Genomic DNA, 13,868 nt, shown 5'->3' with positions numbered 1-13,868 from the left:
AAGAAGACACTAGCTGCAGCGGTGAGCCTGGCGGCTCTCATGCAGGCCACTGCCGTGAACGCGCAGTCGATGGAAGAGATCATCGAAGGTGCCAAGAAGGAAGGCATGCTGACCACGATTGCTCTTCCGCATGACTGGTGCGGCTATGGCGACATCATCGCTTCCTTCAAGGCCAAGTATCCGTTCCTGACTGTCAATGAGCTGAACCCCGATGCCGGCTCCGCCGATGAGCTGGAAGCCATCCGCGCCAACAAGGGCAACACCGGCCCGCAGGCTCCGGACGTCATCGACGTTGGTCTTTCCTTTGGTCCGCAGGCCAAGGCCGAAGGCCTGATCCAGCCCTACAAGGTTTCCGTCTGGGATCAGATCCCGGCTGATGTCAAGGATGCCGACGGCTACTACTACGGCGCTTATTATGGCGTGATGTCCTTCATCGTGAACAAGGACCTCGTCACCAACACCCCGGCCGAATGGGATGACCTGCTGAAGCCGGAATATGCCGGTCAGGTGGCCCTCGCCGGCGATCCGCGCGCGTCCAACCAGGCAATCCTCGGTGTTCTGTCTGCCGGCATGGCGCAGGGTGCAAAGGCTGGCAAGGAGTCCGGTGAGGCTGGCCTCGAATTCTTCAAGAAGCTGAATGATGCCGGCAACTTCGTTCCGGTCATCGGCAAGGCCGGCACGCTGGCGCAGGGCACCACGCCGATCATGGTGATGTGGGACTACAACGCCCTGACCGCCCGTGACACCCTGAAGGGCAACCCGCCGGTGGAAGTCGTCGTGCCGACGAAGGGCACGCTGGCTGGCGTCTACGTTCAGGCCATCAGCGCCTACGCCCCCCATCCGAACGCTGCCAAGCTTTGGATGGAGCACATCTTCTCCGACGAAGGCCAGAACGGTTACGTGAAGGGCTACTGCCACACCGCCCGCTTCAACCAGATGGTTGCTGATGGCAAGATCCCGCAGGACCTGCTGGACGCCCTGCCGCCGGCCGGCCCCTATGAGAAGGCCTACTTCCCGACCATCGAAGAGCAGAACGCCAACAAGGAAGCTGTTGTTGGCGGCTGGGACAAGGTCGTTGGCGCCAACGTTCAGTAAGAACGTCTGACGCATGAGACTGTCCGGTTCCGGCCCTTTGGCCGGGACCGGTTCTCTGCATTCCGAGTCAGCTGCCTGCGCGTGGCTGGCATGCGTTTCACAAGGCGCCTTGGGGGCTCAGCCTTATGACGAAACCGGCAAGGGCAAGCGCGTTCCGATTGAACCTCAATTGGCTCGGCCTTGCTCCTTTCACGCTTTTTGCGTTTCTTTTCCTGATCCTGCCTGCCCTGCAGATCGTGCTGGGCGCGTTCCAGACGGCCGATGGCAGCTTCACTCTTGAAAACATCCGCGGCCTGAACACGGACTCGATCAAGTCCTCCTACTGGGTGTCGATCCAGCTCAGTCTGGTGACGTCACTTCTGGGATGCCTGATCGGCTTTGGCATGGCATCGGCGGTCATCCTCGGCGGTTTGCCGGCACGGGTGCGGTCGGCGCTGATGACCTTTTCCGGCGTGGCCTCGAATTTCGCAGGCGTGCCGCTGGCCTTTGCCTTTCTCGCCACACTCGGCCCGGTTGGTCTTGTCACCATTTGGCTGCGCAACGAATTCGGCATCAATCTGCGGGCGATGGGCTTCAACCTCCTGTCCTTCTGGGGGCTGGTGGTCGTCTATCTGTTTTTCCAGATCCCGCTGATGATCCTGATGATCGCGCCTGCGCTGGATGGCCTGAAGCGCGAGTGGAAGGAAGCGGCGTCGATCCTGGGCGCGACCTCCGTGCAATACTGGCGCTTGGTGGCCATTCCGATCCTGTTCCCGTCCTTCCTCGGCACTTTTGCGCTGCTCTTCGCCAATTCCTTCGGCGCCATTGCAACGGCCTTCGCGCTGGCCGGGCCGCAGTTCAACATCGTGCCGATCAAGCTGTTTGCGCAGATCCGCGGTGACGTTCTCGGCAATCCGCATCTGGGCTATGCGCTGGCCTTCGGCATGATCGTCATCACCGGCGTTGCCAACGGGATCTACATCTGGCTGCGGGTGCGCAGTGAAAGGTGGCTCAAGTGAACCGTCTTCTTGCCTGGGGCACGCTCATCCTCGGCTGCATCTTCTTCGCCCTGCCGCTGATCGGCATGACGGAATTCAGCCTGCGGATGCGGCGCGATGCCTATTCCTTCGATGCCTATGTGGCGGTTCTGGCCGACAGCCGCTTTCAGGACACCTTCATCTACTCTGTGTCCATGGCGCTGGCGACGATCGTTGCCGGGGTCCTGCTGGTGGTGCCGACGGCCTTCTGGGTGCGGCTGAAACTGCCCGCCGCCCGGCCGTGGGTGGAGTTCATCACCCTGCTGCCGCTGGTGATCCCGGCCATCATCGTGGTCTTCGGCTATATCCGGCTCTACAACACCTCGTCCTTCCTGCCGCTGACGGGCAGCATCTGGGGCACCAACATCCTGCTCATGTGCGGCTATGTGATGCTGGCGCTGCCCTATATGTACCGCGCGGTGGATACGGGGCTCAGAACCATCGACGTGGCCACGCTGACGGAAGCAGCCATGAGCCTTGGCGCCGGATGGACGACGATCCTGTTCCGGGTGATCCTGCCCAACGTGCTGATCTCGGTGCTTTCGGGGGCTTTCCTGACCTTCGCCATCGTCATTGGCGAATTCACCATGGCAGCGCTTCTGAACCGTCCGGCCTTCGGACCCTTCATGGCAAGCCTTGGCGTCAACCGTGCCTATGAGCCGGCGGCGCTGGCGGTGATCGCCTTTGCCATCACATGGGGCTGCATGGCGCTGATCCAGCTGGCCGCCCGCTTCTCCAAACATCTACAGGCTCGACGCTGATGGCTTTTCTCGAACTCAAGAACCTGCAGAAGTCCTTCGGGCTCAACACCGTCGTGAAGGATTTCTCCCTGTCCGTAGGCGCGGGGGAATTCATCTCGCTGCTGGGGCCTTCGGGCTGCGGCAAGACGACGGTGCTGCGCATGGTCGCCGGCTTTGAGACGCCGACCACCGGCGTCATCGAGATCGGCGGGCAGAACGTCACCTGCGCCAAGCCGAACGCCCGCAACATCGGCATGGTGTTTCAGGCCTATGCCCTGTTCCCCAACATGACGGTGGCTCAGAACGTTGCCTTTGGCCTCAAGATCAAGCGCGTGTCCAAGGCCGAAACTGATGCCCGTGTAGCGGAGATGCTGAAGCTGATCGGCCTGCCGGATCTGGGCGGGCGTTACCCGTTCCAGCTGTCGGGCGGCCAGCAGCAGCGCGTGGCCCTGGCCCGTGCCCTGGCGCCGCGCCCCAATGTGCTGCTGCTGGACGAGCCGCTGTCGGCGCTTGATGCCAAGATCCGCGTCAGCCTGCGCAACGAGATCCGCGAGATCCAGAAGGAACTGGGCATCACGACCATCTTCGTGACCCACGACCAGGAAGAGGCGCTGTCCATGTCCGACCGTATCGTCGTCATGTATGGCGGTGTGGCCGAGCAGGTGGGCAATCCCTTCGAGATCTACAGCCGTCCCAGGACGCAGTTCGTCGCCAATTTCGTCGGCACGCTCAACACGTTCGAGGCAAAAGCCGTGGATGGGGAGAAGGGTATCGTCAGCCTTGCCGGGCGTCAGATCACGCTGACGGAGGGCGGCCTTGCTGCACGCAAGGATGAGGCGCTTTCCGTGGCGCTGCGGCCGGAGGCGCTGCATCTGGGGCGGGGCAATGACGATGACGTTCTTCTGCCCGCCGAGGTCGAGGATGTGCACTTCATGGGAGCCATCATCCGCCTGAAGCTGGATGTGGCGGGCACGAAAGTGTCGCTCGACACCTTCAACCGCAGCGATGCACCGCCCCCGTCTGCAGGCTCCACAGTCGAAATCGGCTTCGCCCCGCGCGACCTGATCGTGCTGCAGGGCTGAGAAACAGAAAAAAGGGCGGCCGGGGGCCGCCCTTTTGATCAGCTCTTTGAAATCATCCAGTTGAGGATGAGGCGCCAGTCGGTCATGCGGATCGGGGTGCCGTGAGTGCCGGTCTCGAACAGGGTGAAGCGGACCGGGTATCCGGGGGCCTTCGCGCGGAGCTGCTCAAAGAACTGCACCTGTTCTTCCCAGTTGTAGACCTTGTCCCAGCTGCCGTGGCCCATGTAGATGGGCACGTGCAGGGCCGGATCCTTCAGGGTGCGGCTGGCGAAAATACCCTCGTCCCTGGGCGAGCCGAAGAACAGCAGGCCTGAGAGCTTGCGCGCGGTGGCCGGGGATTTTGCAAAGTTCCAGCACAGGATGCCGCCCATGGAGCCGCAGGCCACGAAGATCTTTGCGCCCGGCGAGTTGGCGGCATAGGCATCAATGATGGCTTCCACATCCTTCGTGCCTTCAGCGCCGAAGTCCGTGAAATCGGGCGTGATGTAGACGCCGCCGTTGCGCGACATCAGGTTCTTGATGCGGTTGAAGTTGCCGCCGAAGGTGACGTCATTCATGCCCTGAAAGCGGTTGCCGCCCTGACCGTGAACGTAGATCACCACATAGGCCGCGCCACCCTTCGTCTTGCCGGCCGCCATGTATTTCACGGTCCTGCCATTGGCCTTCAGCTCCATGTCTTCCTGGCTTCCACGCGGATGGTAGGAAACATAGTTGCCCCAGACCTCGCGCTCCGGCTCCTTGTCGCGCTGGTGAATGTCGCGGGCCTTGTCATAGGCGACCACCTCAAAATCACCATCATGGTAGCTGTTGAGCAGACCCGGATAGGCGAAAAGGTCATCCTTGTAGGGGGCAAGGGACCGGGCGGCCGCAGGGGCAAGGGAAAGGCTTGTAGCCACAAGAAGGGCACTCAGTCCGGCAAGGAAGCGGGAAGGTCTTGCGGTCATTGCGGCATCCGGTTGAAAACGGCGCTGTATCCGCCACCCGCCTCACGAAATTGCGCAGAGGGGCCGGACATGCAGCTTATGGTTCCAAGAGATAATGGCGGGGGCGGGGCCTGACAAACGATTAATGGCAGTTTTGAACACACAGTCCCCTCGCAAAGGAATACTCGCGAATTTGTTTTGTGTGTTCCAGATGGGGTGATTGATTCTCGTCTTTTGCCGCAGTTCCCGTTTCATGTGTCAATGGTGTTTGCGCGTGATAACTGTCCGTTCTGGTGCGTTAAGTAGGTATTAATGACAGGAAATTGCATTTTGCAGGCCGGTTATGAATTTGTTAACCATGGAGTATTGTAATCACTCCCGGGAGAGGCAGTCAGCAAAGCGCCACCTGCCGCAGATCCAGGAGAGACCAGATGCCCGTTATTTCCTTCGCAAATGCCAAAGGCGGGGCCGGCAAGACGACAGCGGCATTGCTGCTGGCAACGGAAATTGCCGAAAGGGGGAAAACCGTCACCATTTTTGACGCGGATCCGCAGCGCTGGATTTCCACCTGGTCGGACCTGCCGGGCCGTCCGGCGAATATTTCAGTTCAGAGCCAGCTGACGCCTGCCACCATCACGGAACAGATCATCGAGGCATCTGCCGTCAGCGACTACGTGATCGTTGATCTGGAGGGGACGGAGAATCTGCTCGTCGCCAACGCCCTTTCCGTGTCTGATCTGGTGGTTGTGCCGATCCAGGGCTCGTCCATGGACGCAAGGGGCGGGGCGAAGATCCTGCGTCTCATCAACAAGCTGGAAGAAATCGTCCGTCACGAAATCCGCCATTGCGTCGTGCTGACACGCACCAATGCCGCCGTGACGACGCGCGCGCTCAAGGCGGTGCAGGATCATCTCGCCGTCAGCGGGATTGACGTGCTGATGACCGCGATTGTCGAGCGGGCAGCGTACCGGGACATGTTTGAATTTGGCGGCAGCCTCGCATCGCTTGATCCCAAGCTTGTGACCAACCTCGATAAGGCGCGGGACAATGCGGCCCAGTTCGCTGCGGAAGTGCTGGAGCGCGTCGAGGCCCGTCAGCAGCGCCGCTGGTACGACTGGTTCCGCAAGGCGTCCTGACCGTTTCCCGATTGCAACGCGGCGCCCGGCTGGAACAGCCGGGCCGCTCCGCAGATTGGATGCCCTTTGACCGGGATGGCAGACGCCTCATGCCATGCGGCGCGCCACGATGAAGTGGCAGGGCGGACTGGCCGGAAAATCACCTGTTTCCAGGATTTCAAATCCATGTGCCGTGACCCGGTCGTCAAGGAGCTTCCGGGACAGAAAAAGCACATGCGGGGCCTTGCCCGCGAGCTTCATCAAGCCCAGCACGGGCCGGAGCAGACGGTAGGGTGAATCGGACAGACAGACGGTCTTGGAGATGAACAGCCCGCCAGGGCGGACCCGCCGGGCAAGCGCTGCCAGAGCTGCATCGAGATTGCGCGACAGGTGCAGGATGTTGAAGGCCATGACCGCATCGAAGGGCCCCTCCGGCAAGCTTTCATCATCGAGTGCGGCAACCTCGAATGTGACGTTGACCGGCGCATCTGGCTCCAGAAGCTTTCGTCTTGCGATCTCGATCATTGCGGCGGAGATATCCGTGCCTAGAATGTGAGCCGTTGATCCGGCAAGGCGCAAGGCAGTCGTTCCGGTGCCGCAGCCAGCTTCCAGAACACCGGCATGAGGCGGCAGGAAACTGCGCGTTCTTTCGAGAGTGTATTCGTAGGATTTTATATCCTTGATGGGGGAGCGCGCATATTTCTCAGCCGCCCTATCCCAGAACTCCGCGTCACGGTTCATCTGTTGTCCCTGCGTCTTTGCCGGACTCCTTGGTAGACCCATGCGGAAAAATTTGGAATTGCGGATTCATGTAATCATGATATGCAAAAATGCATGAATTGGCCAAAGCTCGCCTTTGACTGGAACCATGCCCGTGCGCTGGCCGCGGTGGCGGATCTCGGCTCCCTTTCGGCTGCGGGCAAGGCGCTCGGACTCACACAGCCGACTGTCGGCCGTCAGATTGCCACCTTGGAGCAGGAGCTTGGCCTTGTTCTGGTGGAGCGGACGGGGCGCACGCTAGTCCTGACGGAAACGGGCAGGCAGGTCGTGGAAGCGGCCCGGTCGATGGCCGAAGCGGGCCTGCGGCTCAGTCTCGTGGCCTCAGGTCAGGCGCAGGCGGTGGCCGGGCCGGTCAGCATTTCGGCTTCTGACATGTTTGCGCATTATTTGCTGCCACCGGTCCTGCGCCATCTGCATGCCATTGCGCCCGGCCTGGAAATCGAGCTGATCTGCTCCAACGAAATCAGCGACCTGAAGCGGCGTGAGGCAGATATCGCCGTTCGTCATGTCCGGCCGGAGGGGGGAGAGCTGATCGGGCGCCTGTTACGGCACACGGATGCCCATCTGTATGCCGCACGCAGCTTTCTTGATCAGGCCGGACGTCCCGAAACGGCCGCTGATCTGACCGGCCAGCCCTTCGTCGCTTTCGGCAACAAGGCTGAAATGATCAGATATCTGAAGATGTTTGGCATCCAGGCGGCTGAACGGGACCTTCGTTTCAGTTCGGCCAGTGGCACGGCCGCCTGGGAAGCGGTGCGGCATGGGTTCGGTTACGGCTTCATGGCCGTTGACTTCATCCGCTTCGCTCCAGAGGTCGAGGTGGTGCTGCCCGGGGAAATCAGCGTTAGCTTTCCGGTCTGGCTGGTCACGCACCGGGAGCTCCACACCAGCCCGCGCATCCGGCTCGTGTTCGACGTCCTGGCAAAGGCACTGTCAGCCCAGCCAGAGCTGCGCTGACTTGCCCCTTCAAGCCCCTCCCTGCCAGACCTTGATGGCCTCCAGCGGGTAGAGCAGCATGATCACGTTGAGGATCAGGTTGTCGCGGATGACCCAGAGGGCGATCAGCTCGAAGGCGATGGCGGCGGCAACCGTGACCCAGACAGGCATGCGGGCAGCGAACCAGAAGCCGGCGAGCATCCAGAGGATATCGGCGATCGAATTCAGCACGCTGTCGCCGGTGTAGCCCACGGCGATGGTGGCCTCGCGGTAACGGTCGATGACCCAGGGGCTGTTCTCGACGATCTCCCAGGCCGCTTCGATGACGATGGCGAGCAGCGCCTTTTCGCCCAGCGGACGGGCGCGCATCACGAGCCAGGCCAGCCCAAAGAACAGGAAGCCGTGGATGATGTGCGAAGGGGTGTACCAGTCGGCAATATGCTGGGAGGAGCCGGAGACATCGCTCGCCGGGGTCCAGAACTTGACGTAGCCGCATTCGCAGATGGGAATGCGGCCCATGGAGAGCAGGATTGCGGCGGTGGCGGCCAGAAGAACGAGGCCGGTGATGAAGGAAGCACGTGCGGACAAATGGGTCTCCTGTTGAAACTGCCCATATCATCCTTAGCCGCAGGCGCTTGCGCTGGCCAGAGGCGCTGCGTGACGGCTCGGGGCCGGGAAGCGGCGGGAAAGCCTTATTCTGTGCTGGCATTCTGGCGCTGCTGGCTCTATGACCTTGCGCCAATGACAGACCCTGCCGGCTGAAGCCTGCGGCCTGGCGCGCCCGCGCTGCCTTGCCCGCCCACGCTTCGCCTGTGCCCCGCCTCTCGCCAAGGAGCTGACCATGACCGCCCCCTATCTGACCCGCCGTACCTTTGCGATCATCTCGCATCCGGACGCCGGCAAGACGACGCTGACGGAAAAGCTGCTGCTTTCGGGCGGCGCCATCCGGGCAGCCGGTCAGGTGCGTGCCCGCGGCGAGCGGCGCCGCGCCCGGTCGGACTGGATGAAAATCGAGCAGGAGCGCGGCATCTCGGTGTCCTCCTCCGTGATGACCTTCGAGCGCGGCGGCATCACCTACAATCTTCTCGACACGCCGGGCCACGAGGATTTCTCGGAAGACACCTACCGCACGCTGACGGCGGTGGATGCGGCCATCATGGTGATCGACGCGGCGAAGGGCATCGAAACCCAGACGCGGAAGTTGTTCGAGGTCTGCCGCCTGCGCGACATTCCGATCATCACCTTCGTCAACAAGATCGACCGTGAAGGCCGCCACGCGCTGGAGATCCTCGACGAGGTGCAGGAGGCGCTGGCGCTGGACGTGTCACCGATGACCTGGCCGGTGGGCATGGGCTCGGATTTCTTCGGCATTTATGACTGGCATCGCAAGACGTTCCAGACATCGTCCGGCGAACGCGGCGGCCCCTATGCCCGCACGCTGGAGGTCTCCGGTCTGGAAGATCCGGTGCTGACGGACTGGGTGTTTGACCGCATCATGGACGAGCTGAGGGAAAATGTGGAACTGGGCGCGGAAGGCTACACACCGTTTGACCGTGAGAGCTTCCTTGAGGGGCATCTGACACCGGTGTTCTTCGGCTCGGCCCTGCGTGATTACGGCATCAATGATCTGCTGGATTTCATTGCCGAATATGCGCCAGCACCCCATTCGCAGGCAGCAACGGGCGGGCGGACAATCAGCCCGGACGAGCCGGATGTGACGGGTTTCGTCTTCAAGGTGCAGGCTAACATGGACCCCAAGCACCGCGACCGCATCGCCTTCGTGCGCCTGTGCTCGGGCACTTTCAAGCGCGGCATGCGGCTGAAGCATGTGCGCGCGGGCAAGAGCATTGCCGTTTCGGCGCCGGTCCTGTTCTTCGCCGAAGAGCGCGAAATTGCCGATGAGGCCTATCCCGGCGACGTGATCGGCGTGCCGAACCACGGCCAGCTGCGTGTGGGTGATACGCTGACGGAGGGCGAGGAAATCCACGTCACCGGCCTGCCAGCCTTCGCGCCGGAAGTGCTGCGCCGCGTGCGCCTGTCCGACACCATGCGCGTCAAGCAGATGCGGCAGGGCCTGTCGGATCTGGCGGAAGAGGGATTGGTGCAGATCTTCAAGCCGGACCTTGGCTCCAGCTGGATCGTCGGTGTCGTCGGCATGCTGCAGCTTGACGTGGTGGTGGACCGCCTGAAGAACGAATACAGCACCGAAATCGGCTTCGAGACCGTCCCCTATACGACGGCGCGCTGGATCGAATGCGAGGATCCGGTCAAGTTGCAGAAATTCATCGAGGCCAACCGCATGAGCGTCGCCCTCGACCGTGACGACAAGCCGGTCTTCCTGTTCAAAAGCGGCTGGGAAGTCAATTACGTTGGGGAAAAGAATCCGGGCATCTGTTTCCGCGAGACCCGCGAGATTGTGCATAGTGCCTGATTGTTGATCCTGCCACCGGAAAGACCGAACCTCTTTGCCGGTGGCAACTCGAATTGTATTTCATTGTTATAAGTGCCGATCGAAGCCCTTCGAGAGACTAAGATTGTCGTAACATCTATCCTGCATCATTCCGTCTGGATTGGCATTTTCATCGCATGTGCCGAAGAGGGATTGCAGGATGCGTGTTTCCGGGAAGCTGCTGAGTATTTTCTCCGCGATGGCTGCAGTCGTTGTTGTGACGGGCGTACTGACTTTCATACAAAGTGCCAGACTGGCAGATGAAGGGCTTCACGTTGGAGAAAGACTCGCGCCGCTCGCTGACGCTGCGATGGAAATCAAGCTGACGGCGACACGTGCCCATCTGATCTTCGAGGAGATCATGACCGGGGACGAGGGCGAGGACATCAATGAAGTCTGGGGCCTGCTGAAGGAAGCGCGCTTTTTCGCCGGTGCCATTGTGAATGGCGGCACCAATGATGAGGGCAGGTTCTTTCCCACGGAGTCGGCGGAAGTGCGCCGCGTGATGCAGGCTGTCCAGGAAGAAGTCGATACGTTTGAGAAGGTCGCCCGCGAGCGCTACATGAATGCCGGCAAGGACATTGCCGGCAGCAAAGCTGACGAAGTGTTTGACCAGGCGTTCGACATGCTGATCGCAGAGGCGGACAAGGCGGAAGAACTGATCAAGCAAGAGATGGCCGAAGGCATTGCTGGTCTGCGTGCCACCGCCAGCGTTGTGGTGCTGGTGCAGATGATCTCGATTGTCACGACCCTGTTTGCCGCGATTGGCGGCTGGCTGTTCCTGCGCTCACGCATCGCGGTGCGGGCGGATGAACTGGCGGCAACCGCCGGTGCCCTGTCGCGAGGGGAACTGTCCCACCGGCTGCCGGAATGGTCCAGCGCGGATGAACTGGGTGATCTGCGCGACGCTCTTGCCGGGTTCCGCCAGTCGCTGATCGAGCAGAATGAGCTTGCCGAGACCGTGCGCAGGCGTGAGGGCGAGGCACAGGCCGAGAAGGCCGAACTCATGCGCCGCCTTGCCGAGGACTTCCGCGCCACGACCGGCAGCTATTTCGATGCTCTGCAGAATGCAGCGTTGGAGCTGAGCCGCGATGTTTCGGCGATGGACGCGACCGCGCGCCAGAGCAGCGGCATGGTGAGTGCCGCCGCCGACGCCGCGCTGCAGGCTTCCGCCAACGTTGAAACGGTCGCCGCTGCCTCCGAGGAACTGTCTGCCTCGATTGGAGAAATCACCCGGCAGGTGACGACGACGGCCAAGGTGGTGGATGACGCCTCCCGCCAAGCGGAAGCCACGAACCAGAAGGTGACCAGCCTTGCAGTCGCAGCAGACAAGATCGGCCAGGTGGTAACGCTCATTCAGGAGATTGCCGCCCAAACCAACCTTCTGGCGCTCAATGCCACCATCGAGGCGGCGCGGGCCGGCGAGATGGGCAAGGGCTTTGCGGTCGTGGCATCCGAGGTGAAGCAGCTTGCCTCTCAGACGGCCAAGGCCACGGACGAAATTTCCAGCCAGATTTCGGCCATTCAGGCCTCGACGGATGATGCGGTTCTGGCGATCGAGAAGATCACCGAGATCATGCGTACCATTGATGAACATGCTGAATCCGTCAGCCGCGCCGTCGAGCAGCAGGGGCAGGCGACGGCGGAAATCGCCTCCAATGCGCAGATCACGTCTGCCCGGACCTCCGAGGTCACCGGCAACATGGAACAGATGCGCAGCGCGGTGGCGCAGACAAATGAGACTGCAGCCCGGCTCATGATCTCCTCGCATGCGGTGGGCAGCCAGACGGATGCCCTGCGCCGTGCGGTGGATGACTTCGTGCGCAGGCTTGCCGCAGCGTGATCTGCCTGCAGGCGGCGCAAGGCGGCTTTGACCTTGCCCGCTGCGGCTTGTATGAGTGCGGATGAACCGGCCGGGCGGCAGTGCAGAACTGCCGCCCGCCTGCATTGAAAGCGCCGCCATGTCCGACACAGTCCTTGAAACGCTCCTCCTTCCCTTTCTGAACGGCACGCTCGACCTGCCACAGACGCGAGGCAGCATCCTGTTCCTGCGTGCCCGCGCGGGTGCGGACCTGAAGGAGCTGCCCGAGGGCGCGCTGGTGCCGGTGCAGAGCTTTGCGCCCGACCGGGATGCGCTGGCAGCTCAGGGGTATACGGTGCTGCATCAGGCTGAGGGCGAGCGCTATCCGCTGGTGCTGGTGCTGCCGCCGCGCCAGAAGCAGGAGGCACGGGCGTTGCTTGCCGATGCTGTGCGGCGGGCCGCTCCCGGGGGGCTGATCGTGGTCTGTGCGACGAACGCAGAAGGCGGCAAGGCGCTGGAAGGTGATCTCGAAAGCCTTGCCGGTCTCGACGGCAAACTCTCCAAGGCCAAGTGCCGCGTTGCCTGGACCATCAAGGATGAGGCCCGCGTCAACGGCGCGCTGGTGGCCGAATGGGTGGAACTGGATGCGGTGCGCCCGATCCTTGATGGGCAGTTTCTCAGCCGTCCGGGTGTTTTTGCCTGGGATCACATTGATGCCGCTTCCGCGCTGCTGGCGGCCAATCTGCCCGCCAGCCTGTCCGGCGAAGGTGCGGATCTGGGGGCGGGCTTCGGCTATCTGTCCACCGAGGTTCTCAAGCGCTGTGCCAAGGTGACCGGGCTCGATCTTTACGAGGCCGAACAGCGGGCGCTGGATCTGGCGCGGGAGAATGTGACGCCGCTGGCCACCGGCCGCCGTCTCGGCTTCCACTGGGTGGACGTGACCAAGGGGCTGAACAAGACCTATGATTTCATCGTCACCAATCCACCGTTCCACCAGACCGGCAAGGCCGGACGGACGGATATCGGCCAGGGCTTCGTGCGGGCGGCTGCGCGGTCCCTGAAGCCGGGCGGGCATCTGTGGCTCGTCGCCAACCGGCATTTGCCCTACGAGGGCGTCATCAATGAAGTCTTTGCCGAGGTCATCATGGTGGCGGACGAGGGCGGCTACAAGGTGATCCACGCACGCAAGGCGCGCGGCCGATGAGACTGGTCAAGCTTCTTGCCAATCTCGGCTATGGCACCCGCAAGGAAGTGCAGATCGCCATTCGCAACGGCTGGGTGACCGACCGGGCCGGGCAGCGGCTTAAGGCCGATTCCAAAACCGCACATGAGGACATCCTGTTTGATGATGAGCCTCTGGATCCGCCGCAGGGCATGATCCTGCTGCTGAACAAGCCGGTGGGCTACACCTGCTCGACCAAGGATCAGGGCCGGCTCGTCTATGACCTGCTGCCGGACCGGTTCCGTTACCGAAAGCCGGTGCTGTCCACCGTTGGCCGCCTTGACCGGGAAACGGCCGGTGCGCTGCTCTTCACCGATGACGGCACCTTGCTGCACAAGATCATCTCGCCCAAGGCCGAGGTACCGAAAGTCTATGAGGCCGAGCTGGACAGGCCCTTGCAGGGCAATGAAGCTGAGCTGTTTGCCTCCGGCACCATGATGCTGGAAAGCGAGGACAAGCCGCTGAAGCCTGCCGAACTGGAAGTCCTGACCCCGCAAAAGGTGCGGCTGACGTTGCATGAGGGCCGTTACCACCAGGTCCGCCGCATGTTCGCCGCCACCGGCAACCACGTGAACACCCTCTCCCGCATCCGCATCGGCCATCTGGGGCTGGACGGCGTCGCAGAAGGCAAGTGGCGCCTGCTGGATGCCGCTGACGTGGACAAGGTGTTCGGAACGGTTTGAGGGATGTGCGGTAGAACAGATCTGCC

At 62.0% G+C, this 13,868-nt stretch carries 13 protein-coding genes; 10 read left to right on the top strand and 3 right to left on the bottom strand.

The features are described 5' to 3' along the window. The first annotated feature begins 39 nt into the window (after positions 1-39). The 4 genes from ASC48_RS13010 (at position 40) to ASC48_RS12995 (ending at position 3,933) form a co-directional block, all read left to right on the top strand. Positions 40-1,095 (top strand): ABC transporter substrate-binding protein, encoded by a 1,056-nt coding sequence (locus tag ASC48_RS13010; RefSeq protein ID WP_055456229.1) that lies wholly within the window; start codon positions 40-42, stop codon positions 1,093-1,095. Positions 1,096-1,220: 125 nt separating this feature from the next. Continuing rightward, positions 1,221-2,093: an ABC transporter permease gene (locus tag ASC48_RS13005; protein ID WP_055456170.1), complete on the top strand. Its 873-nt coding sequence runs from the start codon at positions 1,221-1,223 to the stop codon at positions 2,091-2,093. Beyond that, positions 2,090-2,872, top strand: coding sequence for an ABC transporter permease (locus ASC48_RS13000; protein WP_050470978.1), 783 nt, complete (start codon positions 2,090-2,092; stop codon positions 2,870-2,872). The genes ASC48_RS13005 and ASC48_RS13000 overlap by 4 nt, the downstream gene beginning before the upstream one ends. Then, complete coding sequence (locus tag ASC48_RS12995; protein ID WP_055456169.1) at positions 2,872-3,933, top strand: ABC transporter ATP-binding protein; 1,062 nt, start codon at positions 2,872-2,874, stop codon at positions 3,931-3,933. The genes ASC48_RS13000 and ASC48_RS12995 overlap by 1 nt, the downstream gene beginning before the upstream one ends. Positions 3,934-3,971: 38 nt before the next feature. Here ASC48_RS12995 and ASC48_RS12990 read toward each other — a convergent pair whose 3' ends face one another. Then, positions 3,972-4,877, bottom strand: a complete 906-nt coding sequence (locus tag ASC48_RS12990; RefSeq protein WP_055456168.1) for an alpha/beta hydrolase family protein — start codon at positions 4,875-4,877, stop codon at positions 3,972-3,974. Between the two features lie 410 nt (positions 4,878-5,287). Here ASC48_RS12990 and ASC48_RS12985 point away from each other — a divergent pair, with 410 nt between their 5' ends. Further along, a complete protein-coding gene (locus ASC48_RS12985; protein WP_055456167.1) occupies positions 5,288-5,992 on the top strand; it encodes a ParA family protein in 705 nt (234 codons plus the stop codon). Between the two features lie 87 nt (positions 5,993-6,079). Here ASC48_RS12985 and ASC48_RS12980 read toward each other — a convergent pair whose 3' ends face one another. Beyond that, positions 6,080-6,712: a class I SAM-dependent methyltransferase gene (locus ASC48_RS12980; protein ID WP_055456166.1), complete on the bottom strand. Its 633-nt coding sequence runs from the start codon at positions 6,710-6,712 to the stop codon at positions 6,080-6,082. A 93-nt stretch (positions 6,713-6,805) separates the two neighbouring features. Between ASC48_RS12980 and ASC48_RS12975 the strand changes: the two genes are divergently transcribed. Next, positions 6,806-7,708: a LysR family transcriptional regulator gene (locus ASC48_RS12975; protein WP_055456165.1), complete on the top strand. Its 903-nt coding sequence runs from the start codon at positions 6,806-6,808 to the stop codon at positions 7,706-7,708. 9 nt (positions 7,709-7,717) lie between these two features. Here the strand turns inward: ASC48_RS12975 and ASC48_RS12970 are convergent, their stop codons facing one another. Continuing rightward, the gene (locus ASC48_RS12970) at positions 7,718-8,275 is read right to left on the bottom strand and encodes a DUF2585 domain-containing protein (protein WP_055456164.1); all 558 of its coding nucleotides are present in this window, start codon (positions 8,273-8,275) and stop codon (positions 7,718-7,720) included. Positions 8,276-8,528: 253 nt separating this feature from the next. Between ASC48_RS12970 and ASC48_RS12965 the strand changes: the two genes are divergently transcribed. The 4 genes from ASC48_RS12965 to ASC48_RS12950 all read left to right on the top strand — a co-directional run bounded on the left by ASC48_RS12965 (position 8,529) and on the right by ASC48_RS12950 (position 13,842). Beyond that, positions 8,529-10,118: a peptide chain release factor 3 gene (locus ASC48_RS12965; RefSeq protein ID WP_055456163.1), complete on the top strand. Its 1,590-nt coding sequence runs from the start codon at positions 8,529-8,531 to the stop codon at positions 10,116-10,118. Positions 10,119-10,446: 328 nt separating this feature from the next. Beyond that, a complete protein-coding gene (locus ASC48_RS12960; RefSeq protein ID WP_055456162.1) occupies positions 10,447-11,979 on the top strand; it encodes a methyl-accepting chemotaxis protein in 1,533 nt (510 codons plus the stop codon). Between the two features lie 118 nt (positions 11,980-12,097). After that, positions 12,098-13,141, top strand: coding sequence for a class I SAM-dependent methyltransferase (locus ASC48_RS12955; protein ID WP_055456228.1), 1,044 nt, complete (start codon positions 12,098-12,100; stop codon positions 13,139-13,141). After that, a complete protein-coding gene (locus ASC48_RS12950) occupies positions 13,138-13,842 on the top strand; it encodes a pseudouridine synthase (protein WP_055456161.1) in 705 nt (234 codons plus the stop codon). Before ASC48_RS12955 ends, ASC48_RS12950 begins: the two co-directional genes overlap by 4 nt. Positions 13,843-13,868 lie beyond the last annotated feature (26 nt).

The organism is Pannonibacter indicus, assembly GCF_001418225.1.
GTDB classification, from domain to species: domain Bacteria; phylum Pseudomonadota; class Alphaproteobacteria; order Rhizobiales; family Stappiaceae; genus Pannonibacter; species Pannonibacter indicus.
This window is presented reverse-complemented; position numbering and strand designations above follow the sequence as displayed.